The organism is Pseudomonas antarctica (assembly GCF_001647715.1).
Taxonomy (GTDB): Bacteria; Pseudomonadota; Gammaproteobacteria; order Pseudomonadales; family Pseudomonadaceae; genus Aquipseudomonas; species Aquipseudomonas antarctica_A.
The window spans coordinates 2523471-2546549 of sequence record NZ_CP015600.1 but is presented as its reverse complement, the minus strand read 5'-3'; the positions used below and the strand labels follow the sequence as shown (position 1 = coordinate 2546549).

At 62.2% G+C, this 23079-nt stretch carries 16 protein-coding genes; 4 read left to right on the top strand and 12 right to left on the bottom strand.

Going from position 1 to position 23079, the window contains the following annotated elements:
• Positions 1-33 precede the first annotated feature (33 nt).
• A complete protein-coding gene (locus A7J50_RS11820; RefSeq protein ID WP_003215671.1) occupies positions 34-348 on the top strand; it encodes an SCP2 sterol-binding domain-containing protein in 315 nt (104 codons plus the stop codon).
• An 81-nt stretch (positions 349-429) separates the two neighbouring features.
• Here the strand turns inward: A7J50_RS11820 and A7J50_RS11815 are convergent, their stop codons facing one another.
• The 3 genes from A7J50_RS11815 to A7J50_RS11805 form a co-directional block, all read right to left on the bottom strand.
• On the bottom strand, positions 430-1050 hold the full coding sequence (locus A7J50_RS11815) for a hypothetical protein (RefSeq protein ID WP_064451950.1): 621 nt from the start codon (positions 1048-1050) through the stop codon (positions 430-432).
• A gap of 43 nt (positions 1051-1093) precedes the next feature.
• A complete protein-coding gene (locus tag A7J50_RS11810) occupies positions 1094-3736 on the bottom strand; it encodes an MGH1-like glycoside hydrolase domain-containing protein (protein WP_064451949.1) in 2643 nt (880 codons plus the stop codon).
• Positions 3737-3881: 145 nt separating this feature from the next.
• The gene (locus A7J50_RS11805) at positions 3882-5291 is read right to left on the bottom strand and encodes an OprD family outer membrane porin (protein WP_064451948.1); all 1410 of its coding nucleotides are present in this window, start codon (positions 5289-5291) and stop codon (positions 3882-3884) included.
• A 287-nt stretch (positions 5292-5578) separates the two neighbouring features.
• On the opposite strand from A7J50_RS11805, the gene A7J50_RS11800 reads away from it, so the two are divergent.
• The gene (locus A7J50_RS11800) at positions 5579-6967 is read left to right on the top strand and encodes a VOC family protein (protein ID WP_064451947.1); all 1389 of its coding nucleotides are present in this window, start codon (positions 5579-5581) and stop codon (positions 6965-6967) included.
• 124 nt (positions 6968-7091) lie between these two features.
• Here A7J50_RS11800 and A7J50_RS11795 read toward each other — a convergent pair whose 3' ends face one another.
• On the bottom strand, positions 7092-7331 hold the full coding sequence (locus A7J50_RS11795) for a YdcH family protein (RefSeq protein WP_064451946.1): 240 nt from the start codon (positions 7329-7331) through the stop codon (positions 7092-7094).
• Positions 7332-7506: 175 nt separating this feature from the next.
• Between A7J50_RS11795 and tkt the strand changes: the two genes are divergently transcribed.
• Positions 7507-9567 (top strand): transketolase, encoded by a 2061-nt coding sequence (tkt, locus tag A7J50_RS11790; RefSeq protein ID WP_064451945.1) that lies wholly within the window; start codon positions 7507-7509, stop codon positions 9565-9567.
• A gap of 111 nt (positions 9568-9678) precedes the next feature.
• On the opposite strand, the gene uvrA is transcribed toward tkt, so the two are convergent.
• From uvrA to A7J50_RS11750, 8 genes are all read right to left on the bottom strand, one after another.
• Positions 9679-12198, bottom strand: coding sequence for an excinuclease ABC subunit UvrA (gene uvrA / locus A7J50_RS11785; RefSeq protein WP_064451944.1), 2520 nt, complete (start codon positions 12196-12198; stop codon positions 9679-9681).
• The gene (locus A7J50_RS11780) at positions 12195-13907 is read right to left on the bottom strand and encodes an ATP-binding protein (RefSeq protein WP_064451943.1); all 1713 of its coding nucleotides are present in this window, start codon (positions 13905-13907) and stop codon (positions 12195-12197) included. The genes uvrA and A7J50_RS11780 overlap by 4 nt, the downstream gene beginning before the upstream one ends.
• 120 nt (positions 13908-14027) lie before the next feature.
• Positions 14028-17120: an error-prone DNA polymerase gene (locus A7J50_RS11775; protein WP_208604453.1), complete on the bottom strand. Its 3093-nt coding sequence runs from the start codon at positions 17118-17120 to the stop codon at positions 14028-14030.
• Positions 17096-18511: a Y-family DNA polymerase gene (locus A7J50_RS11770; protein WP_064451941.1), complete on the bottom strand. Its 1416-nt coding sequence runs from the start codon at positions 18509-18511 to the stop codon at positions 17096-17098. The genes A7J50_RS11775 and A7J50_RS11770 overlap by 25 nt, the downstream gene beginning before the upstream one ends.
• 7 nt (positions 18512-18518) lie before the next feature.
• A complete protein-coding gene (gene imuA, locus A7J50_RS11765) occupies positions 18519-19133 on the bottom strand; it encodes a translesion DNA synthesis-associated protein ImuA (RefSeq protein WP_064451940.1) in 615 nt (204 codons plus the stop codon).
• Entirely contained in the window at positions 19133-19750 is a 618-nt protein-coding gene (lexA, locus tag A7J50_RS11760; RefSeq protein ID WP_064451939.1) for a transcriptional repressor LexA, read from the bottom strand. Before lexA ends, imuA begins: the two co-directional genes overlap by 1 nt.
• 224 nt (positions 19751-19974) lie before the next feature.
• The gene (locus A7J50_RS11755) at positions 19975-21156 is read right to left on the bottom strand and encodes a lipase family protein (RefSeq protein ID WP_082895866.1); all 1182 of its coding nucleotides are present in this window, start codon (positions 21154-21156) and stop codon (positions 19975-19977) included.
• A gap of 6 nt (positions 21157-21162) precedes the next feature.
• Positions 21163-21750: an NUDIX domain-containing protein gene (locus A7J50_RS11750; protein ID WP_064451938.1), complete on the bottom strand. Its 588-nt coding sequence runs from the start codon at positions 21748-21750 to the stop codon at positions 21163-21165.
• A gap of 116 nt (positions 21751-21866) precedes the next feature.
• Here A7J50_RS11750 and A7J50_RS11745 point away from each other — a divergent pair, with 116 nt between their 5' ends.
• Complete coding sequence (locus tag A7J50_RS11745; RefSeq protein ID WP_064451937.1) at positions 21867-23018, top strand: sensor domain-containing diguanylate cyclase; 1152 nt, start codon at positions 21867-21869, stop codon at positions 23016-23018.
• Positions 23019-23079: the final 61 nt, after the last annotated feature.

Below are 23079 nucleotides of genomic sequence, written 5' to 3'. Positions count from 1 at the left end.
GGTCACTGGACTCACCCATAAAGGATCGAAACCATGACTGACGTAGCCAAAGCTGTAGAAGCAATGAAAGCCAAATTCAACCCAGCCGCTGCCGACGGCCTGGACCTGGTGTTCGGTTTCCGTATCGACGACACCCAGAACTTCTCGCTGGTGGTCAAGAACAACACCTGCGAACTGCTGGAAGGCGAAAACCCGGACGCCCAGGTGACACTGGTCATGGACGGCGAAACCATGAAAGGCATCGTTGACGGTTCCACCGACGGCATGCAGGCTTTCATGGGCGGCAAACTGCGCACCGAAGGCGACATGATGCTGGCCATGAAGCTGAGCGAACTGTTCCCGGCCTGATAACGCCGTTCGCAAAACGCGCCTCAACATGAAAAATCCCGCCAATGACGGGATTTTTCGTTTCTGGCTCAAGGCGGGTTATCAACGCCCAGCGCTGGCCTCGACTTTTTTAAACTGCTCCAGATCCTCTGGCGAACCCGGGTTGCCATATTCGTTGATGAGTCGCCACTTGCCCGGCCTCATCGCGAACTCGCCGGTCTCCACGTCCCGGCCAATCACAACCACATATTGGTTTCGACCAACCCGCACATAGACTTTATAGAAATCTGCGGGCTGATCTTCAGCCGTAAAAAGACTGTACGCGTAACGCGCCCGTCGAGTCAGGTTGGGCCACTGCGTTTGCAGCAAAATCTCATCGCGCCCAGAGTTTCCCATCGCGCCGATAGCGTTGACGCTTGCCTGGACCAACGCATCATTTTCATCGGCACCCAGCACCAACGGTTTGATCCGGGTCATCTTGCGTTTCTCATCAGCTTCTACGCCCATCTCCCTCTCGTCATCCGTAAGCGTCACGGCGTCAAGACGGTACATGCCGTTTTTGACCCATTTCGTCGCATCGGCAGTAAAGCCGTCACTGCACGCCAGGCACATTGCTCGCAAATCCTGCGCACTGGCGCTGCCAACAGACAGGCCTGCGACGAATACGCCGGCGCTCACCAGCAGTGCGCGCAACAGGTTGGCCGGGCTTAAAGCGGTAACCATGATTTACATCCTTGTAAGGGCTGGGCCGGCGAATCTACCTGATTCAGGCCTTGACCGGAACATGCAACAACAACGCGACCAACGCGCTCCACCCCGTCTGATGCGAAGCCCCCAACCCTCGCCCGGTTTCACCATGGAAATACTCATGGAACAACACCAGGTCACGGCTGGCCGGGTCCGCCTCCAGCTGCGCATACCCCGCCATCGACGGCCGCAGCCCCTCCTCATCCCTTAAAAACAACCGAGTCAGGCGTTGACTGAGGCCGTCAGCCACTTCCTCCAGGGACGCCAGATAACCACTCCCAGACGGGTACTCCACAGAGAAATTGTCCGCGTAGTAGCGGTGAAATTCGCGCAACGATTCGATCAGCATGTAATTCACCGGCATCCACAGTGGCCCACGCCAATTGGAGTTGCCGCCATACAAGCGTGAGTCGGATTCGCCAGGCTGATAGCGCGCGCACAACGTGTCGCCATTCATCTTCAGTGCCAACGGCTGCTCGGCAAAGGCCTTGGACAATGAACGCACGCCAAAGGCCGACAAAAACTCAGTGTCATCGAGCATGCGCCGCAGCAAATCCTTGGTGCGCTCGCCGCGCAACAACGCCAGCAGCAGGCGATTGCCCTGCCCGGGTTCGTTCCAGCGCGACACCAGCTTCGCCAAATCCGGCCGGTGCTTCATGAACCCCAGCAACCGTTCACGCAACCCCTCAAGGCCTTCATGTTCGCGCTGCTCCAGCACCAGCACCGCGAACAACGGCATCAGGCCGACGATGGAACGCAGGCGCACCGGCTCGTTCTGGCCGTCGGGGCGGTGCAGCACGTCGTAGAAGAATTGGTCGTGCTCATCCCATAGGCCCTCGGCGCTGTCGTCGACGCGGTTGATCGCACCGGCGATATACAGGAAGTGCTCGAAAAATTTCACGGCGATATCGACGTAGACCACATTGCGTTTGGCCAGCTCCAGGCCAATGCGCATCAGGTCCAGCGCATAGGCGGCCACCCACGCCGTGCCGTCGGCCTGATCCAGCTGGTAGCCCGGTGGCAATGCCGCGGAGCGGTCGAACAAGGCAATGTTGTCCAGGCCCAGGAACCCGCCCTGGAACAGGTTGCGGCCCTCGGCGTCCTTGCGGTTGACCCACCAGGAAAAATTCAGCAGCAACTTGTGGAAAATGCGCTCAAGGAAATCCATGTCGCCGACCCCGGTCAGCGCCTTGTCCTGCTGATACACCCGCCAACTGGCCCAGGCATGCACCGGCGGGTTGGCGTCGTCGAAACGCCATTCATACGCCGGCAGTTGGCCATTGGGGTGCATAAAGCGGTCTTTCACCAACAGCAATAACTGTTGCTTGGCATACTCCGGATCAATCAGCGCAATCGCTACCGCCTGGAAGCCCTGGTCCCAGGAGGCGTACCACGGGTATTCCCAGGTGTCAGGCATGGTGAGAATGTCGAAGTTGGACAGGTGCCGCCAATGGGTATTGCGGATATGCAAGCGCTCGGGCGGTGGCGCCGGTTGGGCCGGGTCGCCGTCGAGCCACTGGTTTACGTCAAAATAGTAAAGCTGTTTGGACCACAGCAAACCGGCCAGTGCCTGGCGCTGCACGTTGCGCGCATCTTCATTGGTGATCCCCTGTTGCAGGGCGGCATAGAAGTCGTCAGCCTCCTGACGGCGAAGCTCAAACAGCTTGCGCGCGTTGACCTCGGGTGCATCCGTAGGCGCAAACCGCAGGTACAGGGTTTTGCTCTCCAGGCCCGCCAGTTCAAGGGTGAAACGCGCAGCGACTTTGGTGCCCGCGTCACGGCGAATCGCCGACTGAACGCCGTCCACCACGTAATCATTGATGCCATCCTTGAACGGCCCAGGCGCCGGCTGCCCATCCAACCGGGGAATATTGCTCTCGTTTTCGCAGAACACCCACTCGAGCCCGTCCTGCCCCCAGGCGCTGAAATGGCGATCGGGCAGTTCATGATGAAGGGCCAGCACCTGCTCGCCGTCCAGCCGCAATTGCGGCTTGGGCGCGTCAAAGGTCCAGCTCCAGTCATTGCGCGCCCACAACTGGGGCAGCACCTGCAGCTGCGTCGGCTGGTCCGAACGGTTATGCACGGTGACCCGCATGAAAATATCGTCGGGATGATGCTTGGCGTATTCGACGCTGATATCGCAATAGCGGTTGTCTTCAAACACGCCGGTGTCGAGAATTTCGTACTCGGCATCTTCAAGCCCACGGCGGGCGTTCTCGGCGATCAGGTCAGCATAAGGAAAGGCGGCATGCGGGTATTTGTAGAGCATGCGCATATAGGCATGGCTCGGTACGCCGTCAACGAAAAAGTACAGTTCCTTGACGTCTTCACCGTGGTTGCCCTCGGCGTTATTCAAGCCGAACAGACGCTCCTTGATGATCGTGTCGCGCCCGTTCCAAAGCGCCAGGCCCAGGCACCAGCGTTGTGCCTTGTCGCTGAAACCGGCCAAGCCGTCTTCGCCCCAACGGTAGGCGCGGCTGCGGGCGTGTTCATGGGGAAAGTAGGTCCAGGCGTCACCGTCGGCGCTGTAGTCTTCGCGCACCGTGCCCCATTGGCGTTCACTCAAGTAAGGGCCCCAGTCGCGCCAACGCTCGGGCTCTTGGGTTGCCAGGCGCTGGCCTTCAATCGTTGCGCGGATGTTGGTTGCAGGCGTGGCCGTCATCGGGTCCTCCATCACTGACACAGTGGGGGCAGTGTAGAACCCATCCATGCGCGGATGCACATGAAGTCTCATCCGCCCGCGCAAAAAAAGAGGCCGCTGATTAGGCGGCCTCGGTTTTTTTGGTTCTGCAAAAGCACGCGCGTTCTTAGAAGATCGCGTAGGTATAGTTGAAGATCAGACGGGTTTGGTCCTGATCCGCAGTACCGGTGTTATGCCCCTTGTAGGTACCGGTACGGAAGGTGGTACCAAAGCCTTTGAGCGGGCCTTGCTGCACGACGTAATCCAGGCGGAAGTCGGTTTCGTTTTCTTTCTGGTCAGGACCGCCAGCGACTTTGGACTTGATGCCCGTGCCGTCCAGGTAAGCCACGGACGCTTTCAGGCCAGGTACGAACGCCTTGAAGTCATACGAGTACTGACCAAAATTGACCTGCTCGCCCGCGCGGGAGAACTGGCCCACCACGGCATCGGTAAACAGGTAGAAGTCGCTGCCGCCCGCGCCTTGTGCGTTTGGATCGGCGATGCTGCCCTGGTTGACCCAGACGAAGCCGCCGTCATCGCTGACACCGATGTGGCCAAGCATCAGGCTGCTGCCGCCCAACTGGTAGGTGAACGCGGCGCTGTAGGTTTTGTTATCCACTTCGCCAGCGTGCTTGGCGTAGCCACCGTTGTTGTTGAACTGGTAGCCGGCCTCACCGTTTTTGCCATCGCTGGTGCTGTCGAAGTAACGCAGGTCAGTCTTGAACGACTGGTCGTTGCCCAGCGGCAGTAGGTGAACCAGGCCGAAGTAGTTCTGTTTGTAGAAGTCCTGCAGGTCGGCGTAGTAGTACTGCAACGTCAGGTTTTTAGCGATGGCGTTGTCGGACGAACCGAACGGTTTGTAGTCCACACCGCCGAACTTGAAGCTGTCGCTGTCGCGAGTACCGCCAGCGACGCTCAAGCCTGTGGAGTTGCTGGAAGCACGGCCTTCGGCCTTGTTCAGCTCACCACCGGTAAAGGTCACGTTAGGAATGTCACTGGACGTGAGGATGCCGCCGTCAAAGGTCTGCGGTGCAACACGGCTGTCGTTGGAGACCAGGATAGGCAACACCGGGGCCAAAGCACCGCCGACGTGCAACTCGGTCTGGGAAATGCGGAATTTCACGTTACCCGCAGCGCGGCCGAAACTGTCGGCAGGCTCGGTGCCGTTGTTTTTGGTCGGGAAGAAGCTGTTGCCGTTACCCGACAGGCCTGGGCCTGCGGCGTGGCCATCGCCACCGTCCAGGCGCAGGGCACCGAACGCCATCACGTCGAAACCGACGCCAAGGGTGCCTTGGGTGTAGCCGGATTTGTAGTCGAACCGCAGCAATGTCGCAGCTTCGCGCAGATCGTTGCTGGTGCCCGAGCGGTTGTCCGCACTGTAGTACATCGTCCGCGAACTGACCGCCGCGTGGCTGTCTTCAAGAAAGCCACTGTGCCCCGTGCCAGTGCCCAGAGCGCCGAGCCCGAAATCATCCGCGCAAGCTTGTTGCGCGAGCAATGCAGCGGTGATGGATAACGCCAGTGTAGAAATTTTCATGTGTGGCAGCCCCTAAACATTTTTTTATGTGCGTTGTGTGCAAACGGCGTTTTCATCCCTACAAACGTGACGATTGTTTCATGAGGACCGGGGCGCGCCTCGTGAAGAATTTGTTAGAAAAGCCGCTGAAAAATGAAATTTTTCAAACGCCAGTTTTTGTCATATTCGCGTCATATCAGTCATTTGCAGAATGAAGTCCTGAGGATTCTTCGTTTGCAAGCCTAGCGCCAGCCCAACAAAATCCAGAGAAATGCCAAGCCTCCTTTACAGTGTTCAGGAATTTTTCTATGCCAAGCGCCGCCTATGTCAGCCCCGACGAGATACGCAAAGACTTTTCCAGGGCCATGTCCGACATGTACCGAGATGAAGTTCCACTGTATGGCGCGCTGATGGAGCTGGTAGCCGAGACCAATGCGCGGGTGCTGGGCAGTGATTCAAGCCTGGCCCGGCAGTTGCGGCGCACTGGCGAAATAGAGCGCCTGGACATGGAACGTCACGGCGCCATCCGCCTGGGCACCGCCCTTGAGCTGGCAACCATCAGCCGCCTGTTTGCGGTGATGGGCATGCAACCGGTGGGCTATTACGACCTGACGCCGGCCGGCGTGCCCGTGCACTCCACCGCCTTTCGCGCGGTGCACGAACGTTCATTGCAGGCCAGCCCGTTCCGGGTGTTTACCTCACTGTTACGCCTGGAACTGATCGAAAACCTTGAACTGCGCGCCTTCGCCGAAAACGCCCTGGCCAGGCGCTCGATCTTCACCCCCGGCGCGCTGGCGTTGGTCGAACAAGCAGAACGGGACGGCGGCCTGAGTGCGTCTGATGCCGAAGCATTTATCCACCAGGCCCTGGAAACCTTTCGCTGGCACCACACCGCCACCGTCACCGGCGCGCAGTACCAGCAGTTGAGCGACCAACACCGCCTGGTCGCCGACGTGGTGGCGTTCAAAGGCCCACACATCAACCACCTGACACCGCGCACCCTGGACATCGACCAGGTGCAGGCCGCCATGCCGGGCAAAGGCATTACCCCCAAAGCGGTGATCGAAGGTCCGCCACGCCGCGAGTGTCCGATCCTGCTGCGCCAGACCAGCTTCAAGGCCCTCGACGAGCCCATCGCCTTCACCGACGCCCAAGGCAGCCACAGTGCTCGTTTCGGCGAAATTGAACAGCGCGGTGTGGCGCTGACGCCCAAAGGCCGCGCCCTGTACGACCAACTGCTGAACGCGGCGCGCGACGAACTGGGCGCATTCCCGAATGAGGGTAACGCGGCACGTTATGTGGCGTTGATGGAGCAACACTTCCAGGCCTTCCCCGATAACCACGCGCAGATGCGTGAACAGGGCCTCGCGTACTTTCGCTACTTCGCCACGGAGCGAGGCTTGGCGGCACGGGGCCAGGCCGATCAACCGCAAACGCTGGAGGCGTTGATTGCTGCCGGGCACGTGGATGTGGAGCCGTTGGTGTATGAAGACTTTCTGCCGGTGAGTGCAGCGGGGATCTTCCAGTCAAACCTGGGCGATGCCGCGCAAAGTCACTATGCGGCCACATCGAATCAGGCCGAGTTCGAGACGGCGCTGGGCCGCCAGACGATTGATGAATTGAGGCTGTATGGCGAGACGCAGCAACGCTCGATGGATGAATGCATTCAAGCGCTGGCGGGTATGAGGCGGGTGTGAAACAGGTTGCCCACCCGGCTCAGCAGCGCAATCCTTGCGCCGCAACAGTCCCCAGAGCCGGGTGGACGGCGGGCATCATAATCAGTGAAACGCCGCCTGTCCCTCAGACAATTCTGAACAAATATTACCGCCCCGTTGTAGGAGCGAGTTGCAGCACAATCTTGTCTTTGACCGACAGCCGTTTCTTCTTCAACTTCTCCAGTTCGTCATCCGCTCCGCCTGACGATTCGAAAACGACTACCTCCTTGTCGGCGGCATCGTATTGTTCGAGCAGCGAATTCAAGCGGTCATCGCTCCTCCTGCGTTCGTGAACGACTTCCTTGCTCAAACCCAAATCCTGATACAGGTCGTGTTTCACTGGCATGGAGTACCTCCGCAAGTTGATCAATGGCCTACGCTCTTGAAGCTAGCCCATTCCAAGGGGTCTTGTCATGTCTTGGGTCAATGCAGCCCCGTTCGTCGCAGCGCGACCGATGGGATCAAACCTTTGCCGCCCCCTGCCCTCCACTGTAGATCGCCACCTGAGGGAGAACGGTTTCATGACTCATGCTGCCACTGCTGTCGACACCCAATGCATCAACACGATTCGCACCCTGGCCATGGACGCCGTGCAGAAGGCCAACTCCGGCCACCCCGGCACGCCCATGGGCCTGGCGCCGGTGGGGTACACGCTGTGGAGCCGGTTCCTGCGCTATCACCCGCACCATCCAGATTGGCCCAACCGTGATCGTTTTGTGTTGTCGGTGGGGCATGCGTCGATGCTGTTGTATTCGCTGCTGCACCTGGCCGGTGTGGTCGAGATTGATGCCCACGGCAAACGCTCGGGCCAGCCGGCGATCAGCCTGGACGATATCAAGCAGTTCCGGCAGATGGGTTCCAAGACCCCGGGCCACCCCGAGTACCGCATGACCACCGGCGTAGAAACCACCACCGGCCCGCTGGGCCAGGGTTGCGCCAACAGCGTCGGCATGGCCATGGCCGAGCGTTGGCTGGGCAAGCGTTTCAACCGCGACGGCAAAGTGCTGTTCGATTACAACGTCTACACCCTGTGCGGTGACGGCGACATGATGGAGGGCATCAGCAGCGAAGCGGCGTCCATGGCCGGGCATTTGAAGCTGGATAACCTCTGCTGGATCTACGACAACAACACCATCAGTATCGAGGGCCACACCGAACTGGCGTTCAGTGAAGACGTGGCCAAGCGTTTTCAGGCCTATGGCTGGCACACCGTGCACGTCACCGATGCCAATGACCTGCAGGCCTTGAGCGCAGCGCTGGAAACCTTCAAGACCAACACCGGCGCGCCGACCCTGATTGTGGTCGACAGCGTGATCGGCTACGGCTCGCCCCACAAACACAACACCGCCGCCGCCCACGGCGAACCCTTGGGCGTTGAAGAAATCCGCCTGACCAAAGCCGCTTACGGCTGGCCGCAGGATTCCAGCTTCCTGGTGCCCGATGAAGCCCGCGCGGTGCTGCGTGATGTACTGCTGGAGCGTAGCGAGCCGCTGTATGAAGAATGGAACCGGCACTTGGCGCAGTTGGCACAGTACGAGCCTGAACTGGCGGATGAACTGAGCCGCATGCGCGCCGGCGAAATGCCGGAGCATTGGCAGGATGAGTTGCCCACCTTCGACGCCGACGCCAAAGGCGTGGCCAGCCGTGCCGCCGGTGGTGAGGTGCTCAATGCCTTCGCCCAGCAAATCCCCTGGCTGCTCGGCGGCTCGGCGGATCTGTCACCTTCGACCAAGACCAACCTCACCTTCGACGGGGCCGGGCGTTTCAGTGCTGACGACTACAGCGGGCGCAACCTGCACTTTGGCATCCGCGAGCACGCCATGGGCGCAATCGCCAATGGCATGGCGCTGTCCTACCTGCGCCCGTATACCTCGACGTTCCTGGTGTTCAGCGACTACATGAAGCCGCCGATCCGCCTGGCGGCGATCATGGAATTGCCGGTGGTGTTCGTGTTTACCCATGACTCGATTGGTGTGGGCGAAGATGGGCCGACCCACCAACCGATCGAACACCTGACTCAACTGCGTGCCACGCCGGGGCTGCTGACCCTGCGCCCGGGCGATGCCAACGAAACCCTGGAACTGTGGAAAGTCGCCCTGGCGCAAACCCATCGGCCAAGTTGCGTGGTGTTGTCACGTCAGGCGTTGCCGACGCTGGATCGTACCAAGTACGCACCAGCCTCCGGTGCCGCCAAAGGGGCTTATGTGTTGGCCGGTGCGGACAAGCCTGAAGTGCTGCTGTTGGCGACGGGCAGTGAAGTCAGCCTCGCAGTGGCGGCGTATGAACAACTGACAGCCGAAGGGGTTGCCGCGCAGGTGGTCTCGATGCCGAGCTGGGAGCTGTTTGAAGAGCAGGACGCGGCTTACCGCGACAGCGTGCTGCCGCCAGCGGTCAAGGCGCGGGTGGTGGTGGAACAGGCAGGCCCCTTGGGCTGGGACCGCTATGTCGGCCAGACCGGCGCCAAAGTGGTGATGAACAGCTTTGGCGCGTCGGCGCCACTGGCCAACTTGCAGGAGAAGTTTGGGTTTACGCTTGAAAACGTGGTGAAGCTGGCCAAGCAACAGCTGGCTGAACACGGGTAATCCTGTGGGAGTGGGCTTGCTCGCGAATGCGCTGGATCAGTCGATAGCTATTTAGACTGACACTCGCGATTCGCAAGCAAGCCCGCTCCCACCTTTGTTTGGCGCTGACGCTTAGGGCAGCTCTCGCGCCAGAAACGGAGCGGTCCGGCTGGTCTTGCTTTTCGCGACTGTCTGCGGCGTGCCACAGGCCACCACCTTCCCGCCCAAATCCCCGGCCCCGGGCCCGATATCAATCACCCAGTCACTCTGGGCCACCACGCGCATTTCGTGTTCCACCACAACCACCGTATGCCCCGCGTCCACCAGCTGATTAAGCTGGCTGAGCAAGCGGTCCACATCCCGCGGGTGCAAGCCGGTCGTCGGCTCATCCAACACATACAACGTGGCGCCCCGCGCATTGCGTTGCAGCTCGGTGGCGAGCTTGATCCGCTGCGCCTCGCCACCGGACAGTTCGGTGGCCGGCTGGCCCAGGCGCAAATACCCCAAGCCGATATCCCGCAGCACCTGCAACGAACGCAACACACCGGGCTGTTCGGCAAACACCTCCACCGCCTGCTCCACCGTGAGCCCCAGCACCTGGGCAATGCTCAGGCCTTGCCAGGTGACCGCCAACGTCTCGGGGTTATAGCGCGCACCATGGCAAGTCGGGCATGGCGCGTACACGCTGGGCATGAACAACAACTCGACGCTGACAAACCCTTCCCCTTCGCAATTGGGGCAGCGGCCCTTGGCGACGTTGAAGGAGAACTGCCCGGCGTCATAGTGGCGCTTCCTGGCCGCGGGTGTGGCGGCGAAGAGTTTGCGCACGTTGTCGAACAGCCCGGTGTAGGTCGCAAGGTTGGAGCGCGGCGTGCGGCCGATGGGTTTCTGGTCCACCTGCACCAGACGGCGGATGTGCTCCAGCCCGCTGCTGATCCGCCCACCACTGCTTTGCGGGGTGTCGTCTTCCAGGCTGGGTTCTTCGTCGCTTTGCACCACGCGGCCCAGGCCGGTACCCACCAGTTCCAGCAGCGCCTGGCTGACCAGGCTGGATTTACCCGAGCCGGAGATACCGGTCACCGCCGTAAAGCAGCCCAGCGGAAAGTCCACACGCACCTCATTGAGGTTATTGCGCGTCACGCCTTCGAGCTTCAGCCAGCCAGCGGGCTCACGTCGCGCCGGAGGCGACGGGCGTCGCTCAGCGAACAAATACTCGCGCGTCTGCGAGGCCTGCACATCCGCCAAACCGGCTGGTGGCCCACTGTAGAGGATTTGCCCGCCGTGCTCACCGGCCGCAGGCCCCACGTCGATCAGCCAGTCGGCGCGGCGCATGGTTTCCAGGTCATGCTCCACCACAAACAATGAATTGCCTGCGGCTTTCAATCGATCAAGCGCGGTGAACAGTGCCTCGCCATCCGCCGGGTGCAAGCCCGCGGACGGCTCATCCAGCACATAGATCACCCCGAACAGTTGCGAGCCCAATTGCGTCGCCAGGCGCAGGCGCTGCAGCTCCCCGGAGGACAACGTCGGCGTACTGCGCTCCAGGGACAAATAGCCCAGGCCCAGCTCGGTCAGCGTGCTGACGCGCTCAAGCAGGTCCTGGGCAATACGCTGGGCGGCGAGGCGCTTTTCCACCGACAGTTTCAGGGTGTCCTGCCCCGCCGCCACCGGACGCAACAACTCGGCCAGTTGCGCCAATGACAGCTGCGACAATGCTCCGATATCCACCCCGGCAAACTTCACCGACAGCGCCGCCTGGTTCAACCGCTTGCCCTCGCACGCCGGGCAGGCGCTGCCCTGCATGAATTGCGAGACGCGCTTTTTCATCAGCGCACTTTGGGTATGGGTGAAGGTGTGCAGGATATAGCGCCGCGCGCCGCTGAACGTGCCTTGGTAGCTCGGCTCCAACTTGCGTTTCAACGCGTCGCGGGTCTGTTCGGGGGTGAAGCCTGCGTACACCGGTACGGTCGGGGTTTCTTCGGTGAAGAGGATCCAGTCACGCTGCTTTTTCGGCAGGTCGCGCCAGGGGATGTCCACGTCATAGCCGAGGGTCACCAAGATGTCGCGCAGGTTCTGTCCTTGCCATGCCAACGGCCAGGACGCCACCGCGCGCTGGCGAATGGTCAAGGAAGGATCAGGCACCATCAGCGCCTCGGTCACCTCATACACACGGCCCAAACCATGGCATTGCGGGCAGGCCCCTTGGGGCAGGTTCGGCGAAAAGTCCTCGGCATACAGCATCGCCTGCCCCGGCGGGTAGCTGCCGGCGCGGGAGTACAGCATGCGGATCAGGCTCGACAAGGTGGTGACGCTGCCCACCGAAGAACGCGCACTGGGCGTGCCGCGCTGCTGTTGCAGGGCCACGGCCGGTGGCAGGCCTTCGATGGAGTCCACATCGGGCACGCCGACCTGGTCGATCAGGCGCCGCGCATAGGGCGCCACCGATTCGAAATAGCGGCGCTGGGCTTCGGCATACACCGTGGAAAACGCGAGGGATGATTTGCCGGAACCCGAGACACCGGTGAATACCACCAGGGCATCCCGGGGAATGTCCACATCGACGTTACGCAAGTTATGTTCGCGGGCACCCCGCACACGGACAAACCCGAGGTGTTGGGCCGTGATCGGGGGGGTGTTGCGCTGTGAAGTCATGAGCAGCCTTGTCTTGCGGTGAGCACGCTGCGCACCCTATGCGTAAGCGCTTCGGGGCTATAGGGTTTGCTCAGCAGATGAATGTCGGGGCTTAACAGGTGATTGGTGGAGAGAATGTCGCGGGTGTGGCCGGAGGTGAACAGCACCGCGACAGGCGGCTGCTGCACGCGCGCCCAGTCGGCCAGGTCAGTGCTTTTGACCCGACCCGGCATCACCACGTCGGTAAAGATCAGGTCCGGCTGCACCCCGCCTTGCAACGCTTGCATCGCTCGGTCGCCGTCCTCGGCCGTGAGTACGGTGTAGCCCGATTGCTGCAGCAGTTCGACGACGGTCAGGCGCACGCCCTCATTGTCTTCAACCACCAGAATGGTTTCCTGGCCACCGCTGTGGGGCGCCATCTCGCTGTGCTCATCGAAGCTTTCCGGTTCCAGGCTGCGGGGGAAATACATCTGCACCACCGAACCGTTGCCCTCCTCGCTCCACACCTCCACATGCCCGCCACTTTGCCGCACAAAGCCGAACACCATGCTCAGGCCCAGGCCGGTGCCGTGCCCTTCACGCTTGGTGGTAAAGAACGGCTCGAAGGCGCGCTTGAGCACCTCCGGCGTCATACCGACGCCCGTGTCGGTCACCGCCAGGCGCACGTATTCACCCGGCTTGATACTTTTACCGATGCAATCGCCAGGGTTAAGAATGATGTTTTCGCCGTTGATGCGAATCACGCCCTCGCCTTGCATGGCATCCCGGGCATTGATTGCCAGGTTGAGCAGCGCGTTTTCCAGCTGGTTGCGGTCGACATTGATGCACCAGGAGTCCTGAGGCAGTTGCACGTCGAGATGAATGGTTTCCCCCAGCGCCCGTTGCAGCAGTTCACCCAGCCCTGCATAGATGCGTTGCGGGTTGTACACCGCCGGCGACAACGGTTGGCGACGCGCAAAAGCCAGCAGCTGCGATGACAATTTGGCCCCACGCTCCACCGCTGCGATGGCCGCTGAGACACGGCGTTGCACCTGGGCATTGTCCGGCTCATGCCGGGCCAGCAAGTGCAGGTTGCCGGCGATCACTTGCAGCAGGTTATTGAAGTCATGGGCCACGCCGCCGGTCAGGCCGCCGATGGCTTCGAGCTTTTGCGATTGACGCAGTTGGTCTTCAGCGGCGGAACGCGCCTGCACTTCGGCGGCCACGCGTTGTTCGAGGTTGTGGGTCAGTTCCTGACGCACCCGTTCGGACTTCACGTGCTCAGTGGTCTCGGTAACGATCACCAGGACCCCGGCCGGTTGCTGGTTATCATCGGCCACGGGGCTGTAGGAAAGATCCATCCAGACTTCTTCCGGCATACCGTTACGCAGCAACTCCAACGGAAAGTTGCGGTACGACAAGGTGCCACCCGCGAGGCACGTATCCAGCACATTGCGGTTGAAGTCAGCGACTTCCGGCCAGCCCAGCTCCACGGGTGTGCCCAACAGGTATGGATGCCGGCCACCGGCAAACACCGAATAACTGTCGTTGTAAATCATGTACCCCAACGGCCCCCAGAGCATCACCATGGGCATGGGCGATGCCAGCAGCATCTGTACGGCGCAGCTCAAGCTGTAGGGCCACGCGTCAATCGGCCCCAACTCGGTTGATGACCAGTCGAACGCACGGATCCGCTGGGCCATTTCACCGCCCCAGCCTTGGCAGCCATGGGTGTTGGATAAAAAATGCATCGGTTGGCTCTTGGCGAACAAAACGGTGGGTAGGTGGCGCAGCTCCGCTTATTAAAGCTTGGAGCCTGGCTGCAATAAATCGTTTCATTCCATATAGCTTATCCATGAAGACATGGGCAACTAGTGAAAATCCCGACTGCGCACATTGATCCCTTCCAACAACGGCGTCAGGTCAGTCAAACGCCCAGCGATCAGGTGCCGTACTTCGCCCACCGCCTCCCAGCGCCCGTCGACTTTCAGCAGCCGCGAGCCGACCAGGGCCTGGCGCTGACGCTCAGCCAGGTCGCGCCAGACCACCACATTGAGATTGCCGAACTCATCCTCCAGAGTGACGAAGGTGACGCCACTGGCAGTGCCTGGGCGTTGCCGGCCGGTGACCAGGCCGGCAACGCTGACATTGCGCCCATGCGCCACCGCCATCAACTCCAGGGAGCTGCGACAGCGCCGCTTACGCAGTTCATCGCGCAACAACGCCAACGGGTGCGGGCCAAGGGTGGTACCAACCGTGGCGTAGTCAGCCTGCAAGTCCTCACCGACCGTGGGCTCCGGCAGTTCTACCACGGCTTCGTCAGGGCTGGGCAGGCCGGCAAACAGCCCGAGTTGCTTGTGTACGCCAGCGACTTCCCAGCGCGCGGCGTGTCGATTGCCGGCCAGCGCGCGCAACGCACCGGCATCTGCCAGCAACGCTTGGGCCCGGGCATCCAGCCCGGCGCGCGCGTCGAGGTCGGCGATGTCACTGAAGGCCCGGTATTGGCGCGCCACTTCGATGCGCCGCGCGTCCTCTTCGCGAAACCCCGAGATCATGCGCAGGCCCATGCGAATCGCCGGTTGCTGGCCGTCGATGGGCTCCAGGCTGCAATCCCAGTCACTGGCCAGCACATCCACCGGGCGCACCTGCAACCGATGGCGTCGCGCGTCCTGCAGGATCTGGTCCGGGCTGTAGAAGCCCATGGGCCAGCTGTTGATCAACGCGCAGGCGAAGGCCGCCGGTTCATGGCATTTGAGCCAGCAACTGGCGTAGGTCAACAAGGCGAAACTGGCCGCGTGGGACTCGGGAAAGCCATAGCTGCCAAAGCCTTTGATCTGCTCGAAGATCTGCGCGGCAAAGGCCTCGCTGTAGCCGTTTTTGAGCATGCCGGTGCGCAGGCGCTCCTGATGCGGTTCAAGCCCTCCGTGGCGTTTCCAGGCAGCCATCGAGCGCCGCAACTGGTCGGCTTCGCCGGGGCCGTAGTCGGCGGCCACCATGGCGATTTGCATCACCTGCTCCTGAAACAGCGGCACCCCCAAGGTACGCTCCAGCACCGCCTTGAGCTGCGGGGAAGGATAGGTGGTGGGTTCTTCCTTGTTCCGCCGACGCAAATACGGATGCACCATGCCACCCTGGATCGGCCCGGGCCGTACGATGGCGACTTCAATCACCAGGTCGTAGAACGTTTGCGGCCGCAGCCTCGGCAACATCGACATCTGCGCCCGCGACTCGATCTGGAACACGCCGATGGTGTCGGCCTTGCTGATCATCGCGTAGGTGGCGGCATCTTCCTTGGGTATGTCCGCCAGTGACAGGTTCAGGTTGCGATGGCGGCGCAGCAAATCGAAACAGCGGCGGATCGCGCTGAGCATGCCCAGCGCCAGGATATCCACCTTGAGCAGGCCGACGGCGTCGAGGTCGTCCTTGTCCCACTGGATGATGGTGCGCTCGGCCATGGCGGCGTTTTCCACCGGCACCAGGGTGTCCAGCGGGTATTCGGAAATCACAAAGCCGCCGGGGTGCTGGGACAGGTGTCGAGGGAAGCCGATCAATTGCTGGGTCAGCGTGAGCACCCGGCGCAGGATCGGGCTTTGCGGGTCGAAGCCGCCTTCACGCAGGCGCTCAAGCGGCGGCGCGTCTTCGCTCCAGCGCCCGCAGCACTCGGCCAGGGCATTGATCTGGTCCGGCGGCAAGCCGAGGGCCTTGGCCACATCGCGCACCGCGCCGGCCGCGTGGTAACAACTGACCACCGCCGTCAATGCCGCGCGGGTGCGGCCGTAGCGCTGGAACACGTACTGCAGCACTTCTTCGCGGCGTTCGTGTTCGAAATCGACATCGATATCCGGCGGCTCGTTGCGCTCCCTGGACAGGAAGCGCTCGAACAACATATTCATCAGGCTCGGGTTGATCTCGGTGATGCCCAAGGCAAAACACACCGCCGAGTTGGCCGCCGAGCCCCGGCCCTGGCACAGGATCGAGCGGCTGCGGGCGAAGCGCACGATGTCATGCACCGTGAGGAAATAGCTTTCGTAGCCCAGCTCACTGATCAGCTCCAGTTCATGGTTGATCTGCTGCAAGGTCTTCGCATCGACGCCCTGCGGCCAACGCTGCGCGATGCCTTCTTCGGTCACGGCGCGCAACCAGGATTTTGCGTTATGGCCGTCGGGCACCAACTCGCGCGGGTAGTGGTAGCGCAATTGGCTCAAGTCGAAGGTGCAGCGACGTGCGATGGCCAAGGTCTCGTCAAGCAAGGCTTGCGGGTACAGTGCGGCCAGGGCCTGCAGGCTGCGCAAGTGCCGTTCGCCATTGGGATGTAAACGCGTGCCGGCTTCGGCCACCGGCACGTGATGGCGGATAGCGGTCATGGTGTCTTGCAGGGCGCGGCGGCCACGCGCATGCATGTGCACATCGCCGCACGCCACCGCCGGAATCTGCAGGCTGGCGGCCAAGTGCAAGCGCTGCTCCAGATGGCGCGTATCGTCCTGGCCGCAGTGCAGATGCACCGCCAGCCACAGGCGTTCGGCGAAGGTGTGGCGCAGCCATTGGATCGAGGCCTGGATGTCGCTGTCTTCGGCCACCCACAGCGCCAGCAGGCCGGGCAGCGGTTGTGCGAAGTCCTCGTGCAGCAGGCGATAGCGGCCTTTTTCGGCGCGGCGACGGGCCACGGTAATCAAGCGGCACAGGTGCTGGTAGCCGGTAAGGTCCTCCACCAGCAACACCAGTTTCGGGCCGTTCTCGATGCGCATCTCGCTGCCGATAATCAACGGCAAGTCCACCGCCTTCGCTGCCTGCCAGGCACGCACGATGCCCGACAACGTGCATTCGTCGGTGATCGCCAGGGCGCTGTAGCCCTGACGCTTGGCGCGCTCGAACAACTCCAGCGCACTGGAGGCGCCGCGCTGGAAACTGAAATTGGACAGGCAATGCAGCTCGGCGTAGCTCATGCAAACCAGCCTTGCAGCCACAGCCCATCGCTTTGCCCCACGGTGCGATAGGCCCAGCCTTGCTGGCCGGCGCGGGTCTGGATCAGGTAATAGTCGCGGCGGATATCGGCGCCATCCCACCAGCCGGATTCGATGCGTTCCGGGCCCATCAAAATCTGTACACCGTGCTCGGCCAGCAAGGTCGGTTCATGCAGCAACCAACCGGGGCGTTGCACCTTGTTCAAGGTCGGGCACGCGCGGTTGTCGGCGGCCGCTTGCCAGGCGCATTCGGGGCGGTGGTCGGCGTGAAAACGCAGGCCTTGCACCGCCTCATCGCCCAGACGCGCACGCAGGCGTTCGCGCAGTTGCGCCCAGGGCAAGGTCTGTTGCGGACGATCGTCGAACAGGTCCTGGCGTTGCGGCACAAACACCGGCAAGTCCTGGGCCACCAAGCGAAAGCCGCGTACCGGCGCGGTGACTTGCACCTGCTCAAGGCGCCCTCGGGCCAGCTCAAACAGCATCGCCGGCTCACGTTCGGCGCTGAGCAGGCCGACCTTGATCACGCTGTCGGGCGCCTGGGCGTGTTCCAAATGCAGGTCGAAACGCTGCACGCCACTGTCGCGCCCACACAGGAAGGCGGACAGGTCGCCAGTTAAACGACGCAAGGGGAACAGCAGCGCCTGGTGGGACTGCACGTCGAAATTCAACTCGATGCGCACATCGAAGCGGTCCGGCGGCTGATAGAACGCCAGGGCCAACGGCCGCTGCCCGCTCAGCGCATCCAGGTGCTTGAGCAAATCGGCGTCAAAGCGCCGTGCCAGGGTATGCCGGGGCAACGCCTGCACCTGGGCCAACGTACGCAGGCCCATGCGCGACAAGGCCGTGGCAGCCTGCGGGTCGAGACCGGCGCGGTCGATGGGCAGTGGCGCCAACGCCTGCATCAAGGCGTGATCATCGGCCACGGCCAGGCCATCGTAACTATTCGCCAGCACCCGCGCCGCCGCCGGGTTGGGGGCGGCAACGATACGGTGGCGAAACCCCAGCTCGGTCAGCTCCTGGCGCAAACGCGCCTCGAGCTGCGGCCACGGCCCGAACAGCCCAAGGCTCGATTCGATCTCGAACAACAAGGCACGCGGGTAATACACGCTGACCTGGGAACTGAAACGGTAGGCCCAGGCGGCGAGAAACTGCTGCCAACGCTCGATCTCTGCGGGATCGTATTCGGCGCTGGCAAAGGTCTTGGCCAGGGCATGCGCCGCCGTCAGGGATTGGCCGGGGCGTAAACCCAAGGCGCGCGCGGCGTCATTGACGGTTTGCAGCACACGGCGCTGCGGCGTACCGGCCAGCAGCGCCAGCGGTTGGTCGGGTTCGGGATGCACACGCTGCACCCCGTCCAGCGCCAATTGCGGGAAGACAATACACACCCAGCGCATGGCAACCTCAGTGCCCCGCCAGCGCAATCGGCGCCGGATGGGCCAGCCCACCGCGGCACTTGAGCACCCGCACCTGGGCAGGCCTGGCTTCGACCGCCAGGCGCAAGGCGGCGGGCGACGCGTTGACCGCCTCATTCAAGGATCGCCAGGCAAACGCCAGGGTCTGCCCGGTTTCCGCCGCCACCTGCAAGCGGCGCAAGGCCCGGTCATCGGCCTTGCGCGGCCAGCACAACACCGCGCCGCAGCTGCCGGAACGCAGGCACTGCTCCACCGCCCACAATGCATCACGTTCCTCGGCCTGGATCACCGAGAGCTGGCGCAAATCCACCCCGGCGTTCTGCCAGGCGTGAGGGTACGGGGTGTAGGGCGGTGCCACGAGCACAATGCGCTCCCCTGCCGCCGACAAGCGCGCCAGGGTCGGCAGTACCAATTGCAGTTCGCCGACACCCTCCTTGGCCATCAGGATTTCACTCAAGGCCGATTCTGGCCAGCCGCCGCTGGGCAGCACCGCATCCAGCGCCGCAAGCCCTGTGGGATGCACGCTGGCCGCTGGTGCGGCAGGCCGGCCCTTCCAGACTCGGCCGCCATTGAACAGCGAGTCCAGTGCAACGACGGCGCCCATCAGCCTTGCCTCACCAGGCCGCAGAACACCCCTTCGATAGCCAGGTCCTGATCAGGGCCTACCACGATGGGTTGATACGCGGGGTTGCGTGGCAGCAGGCGTACATGGTCGCCGTGACGTTCGAAGCGTTTGATGGTGACTTCGCCGTCCAGGCGCGCCACTACAATCTGCCCATTCAAGGCCTCGGCGCTGCGGCGTACGCCCACCAGATCGCCATCGAGGATGCCGTCTTCGATCATTGAGTCGCCCTGCACACGCAGCAGGTAGTCAGGGGTTTTCGCGAAGGTGCCAGGGTCGAGTTGCAGGCGGCTGTGCACTTCGGCGTCGGCGCCGATGGGCAAGCCTGCCGCGACGCGGCCGAGGACGGGGACGTCCAGCCATTCGGGGCGTGCCGGTTGGTTGAGCAGGCGGATACCGCGCGCCTGATTGGGGTTGACCTCAATGAAGCCGGCTTCGGTCAGGGCCACCACATGCTTGCGAGCGACACTGCGCGAGGCAAAGCCAAACGCCTCGGCGATCTCGGCGAGGCTGGGGGGTTGGCCTTGTTGCGCGATACGGTCGCGGATAAAGGTCAGGATGGCAGTACGGCGGGGGGTTAAAGTCGTCATGGAGTACATTTGTACTCCTGTGCGAATTTTCTGACAATAGCCGGTAGTCGGGAGTGGGTGTTGTTGGTTTTTGAAAGCGAGGCGGCCTGGCAGCCGACCTGATCATGGAACGGATTCGGTCAAATGTGGGCGCTGGCTTGTCGGACCGCCGAACCGCTGCGATGGCATCGGCTGAGTGTCACTGATAGACCGAGGCGCCCGCATCGCATCGGTGCAGGGCGCCGACACACACATCAGCGCCCACAATTCCCGCCAATCACCGCCCCCGCAAACGCCCGCCGAACAAACCCGGTCGAATCGCCCAAAGACCCATTAACAGTCGCGGAGTGATCCAGCTCCGGATAAAAATGCCATTCAACCCGGTCCCCAACCTTGCACGCATCCCGCACCAACGCCTTCTGCCCCGGCACAAACACATCAAGGTCCTTGCCCCCCGTGCCGAGAAAAATCGGAATTTCCGTTTTCAACGAGGGGTAAGCCGACGCCCGATTAACCCGCTCCAGCGCCGCCTTGGGCGACTGCTTGAAGCTGGTGTTAAAGGTCAGCCCGTCCGCCACCACCCGCTGCTCGATGGCATGCAGGCACTCATCCTGACTGGCTTTGAACGCTGGCAGCGCCTGCTCTGCCAAGTAATCGGCCGGCACAAAGGCGGGGTCCAGCAAACTGGCCGTGCTCAGCCGCAACAGGTTATAGGCAAACGTGGGCACCACCGAACGGCGGGCGTTTTCAAGCTCCGGGCTTTGGCCTTGGGCGTGTGCGTGTGCGTGTGCGTGTGCGGTGGCATACGGCGTCCCCGTCGCCACCACCCCCACAATATCCAGCTCTGGCGCATAGCCTTTGGCCAACACCGCCGTGGCAAATGCCGCCCGGCCGCCCTGGGACTGCCCGAACACCACCACGCGCCTGGACAGTTTGAAATCCGCCGCACCCACAGCACGAATACTGTCCAGCACGCCATAGGCCAGCGGCCGAGTGAGCCCGTAAGGGTGCAGGCCCGGCGTGCCCAAGCCCTGATAATCGGTGGCCACAATCGCGTAGCCCTGGTCGAGCCAATAATTGAGGTAGCGCGTATCCCTTGGGCTGCGCTCGTTAAGCGACGGTGCACAACGGTCAGCGCTGCCGACCGTGCCATGGGCCCAGGCCATCAGCGGCCAGCCACCCACTGGCGGTGTGCCCTTGGGCAGGAACAGCGCACCGGACACCGCGATGGGTGTGGTGTCGTCGAGGCCATCAGTGGAGGCATACAAAATCCGCAGGTTCTGCGCGGCCGAGGCCAGGCTTTGCTGCGGCGTCAGTGCTTCGCTGCGCAACAATGTCCCCGGCGTTTTCGGCACAGGGTCAGCCCAAAAATAGAAGGCATCGGCCGCCTGGCTAGTGCCCGCCGCCAGCACACACAGCAATGCACACCAGCGCATCAAGCGTCACCACCCTTCTTTCAACATGCGCAATTCAAGGTGCTGCAACAGCATGATGGTTTTGCCATCCACAATCTCACCGCTCTGCACCATCGCCAGCGCCTGTTCAAAACCCCGTTCCAGCACCTCGATGTCTTCGCCCTCCTCCTCCAGGCCGCCACCCGTGCCGACCTGGTCCGCCGGCTGGTACTCGCCGATAAAGAAGTGAATCCGCTCGGTCACCGACCCCGGACTCATGAACGCCGAATAGATTTTTTCCACATGGCCCACGCGGTAGCCGGTCTCTTCCTCGGCTTCCAGGCGAATGCGCTCTTCGGGGCTGGCGTTGTCCAGCAAACCGGCCGCAGCTTCGATCAAGTAACCCGGGTAATCATTGACGAACGTGGGCATGCGAAACTGCCGGATCAGCAGCACCGTGCGCCGCTCACGGTTGTACAACAGGATGGTCGCCCCGTTGCCTCGGTCATACACTTCACGGGTCTGGGCTTGCCAGGTGCCATCTCGGCGGCGCAAGTCAAAACTGTATTTTTTCAGAAGGTACCAGTTGTCCGAGAGGGTCTCTTCGGCGGTGATGCGAACGGGGCTGTTTTCCATGGTCAGGTCTTGGCTCAAAGGAACAGGAGCATGTCGCGGCGGCAATACCAGCGTCAAGCGGATGAGTTGCCGCTACAATCGCGCCCCAAGAAGGATCTCTCTGCGGGTTCAAGGAAATGATGCTGCACATCCCGACGCTACTGATAGTGGCCGTGTTCGTATTCTGCCTGATGGGCCTGCTCACGGCGCATGCCTGGAGCCGTGGCCGCGAGCCGACCCTGGGCTACCTCGGCATCATGCTGCTGCTCGCCTCCCTGGGCACGGGGCTGATCGTGGTGCGCGGCATGGGCATGGACTTCGTCGCGCTGATCATCGGCAACGTGGTGCTGTTGCTCAGTGCCGCGATGAACTGGACCGCCATGCGTACCTTCGTGCAGAAACCACCCAGTGTGCCGGGCATCTTTGCCGGTGCCGGGCTGTGGCTGCTGGTGTGCCTGGTGCCGCAGTTCTATGCCTCGTTATCGGCGCGGGTCACCCTGTATTCGCTGCTGGCGGCAGGGTATGGAGTGCTGTCGGTCCTGGAGCTGTGGCGCAAACGCGATAGCCTGGAAGTGGCCTATGTACCCGCGCTGGTACTGACCCTGTCGCACACCGGTTTCTATGCTATCCGCGCATTTACCGACACCGGCCTGCCCATCAAGAGTGCCCAGCTATCGGGCGGCGAAGGCGTACCGTTTTTCTCGCTCATGCTGTTTGAGTCCATGCTGTACGCCATCGGCATCGCCTACGTCACCCTGGCGATGGTCAAGGAGCGCGCCGAGCTGCGCTTCAAGGCCGCCGCCTTCAGTGACGCGCTGACCGGTGTCGGCAACCGCCGCGCCTTTATGCTCAAGGGGGAAAAACTCTTGGCGGACAGCGCCCGTCGCAACCAGTGCGCGGCCCTGCTGCTGTGCGACCTGGACCACTTCAAGCGCCTGAACGACAGCTTTGGCCACCCAATGGGCGATAAAGTGCTGATCGCGTTCAGCCGGGTGACTGAAGCCGCGCTGCGCAACGCCGACGTGTTCGCACGCATTGGCGGTGAAGAGTTCGCCTGCTTGCTCGCCGACAGCGATGAAACCGGTGCCTTTCACGTCGCCGAGCGGATTCGCCAGGCATTTGCCGAACTCGACCTGCTGGCGCCTGGCTATTTGAGCGTCAGCATCGGCATCGTCACCACCGATGCGGCAGGCCACGACCTCTCGCACTTGCTCTCCCAGGCTGACCAGGCGCTGTACCTGGCCAAGGCGCAGGGACGCAATCGGGTTCAGGGGATGGCAGCAGCCTGAACCGGCGCCTGTTCAATGCGGTAACACTTTGCAAGCAAACCCCTGGGTCGACTGTCGAATT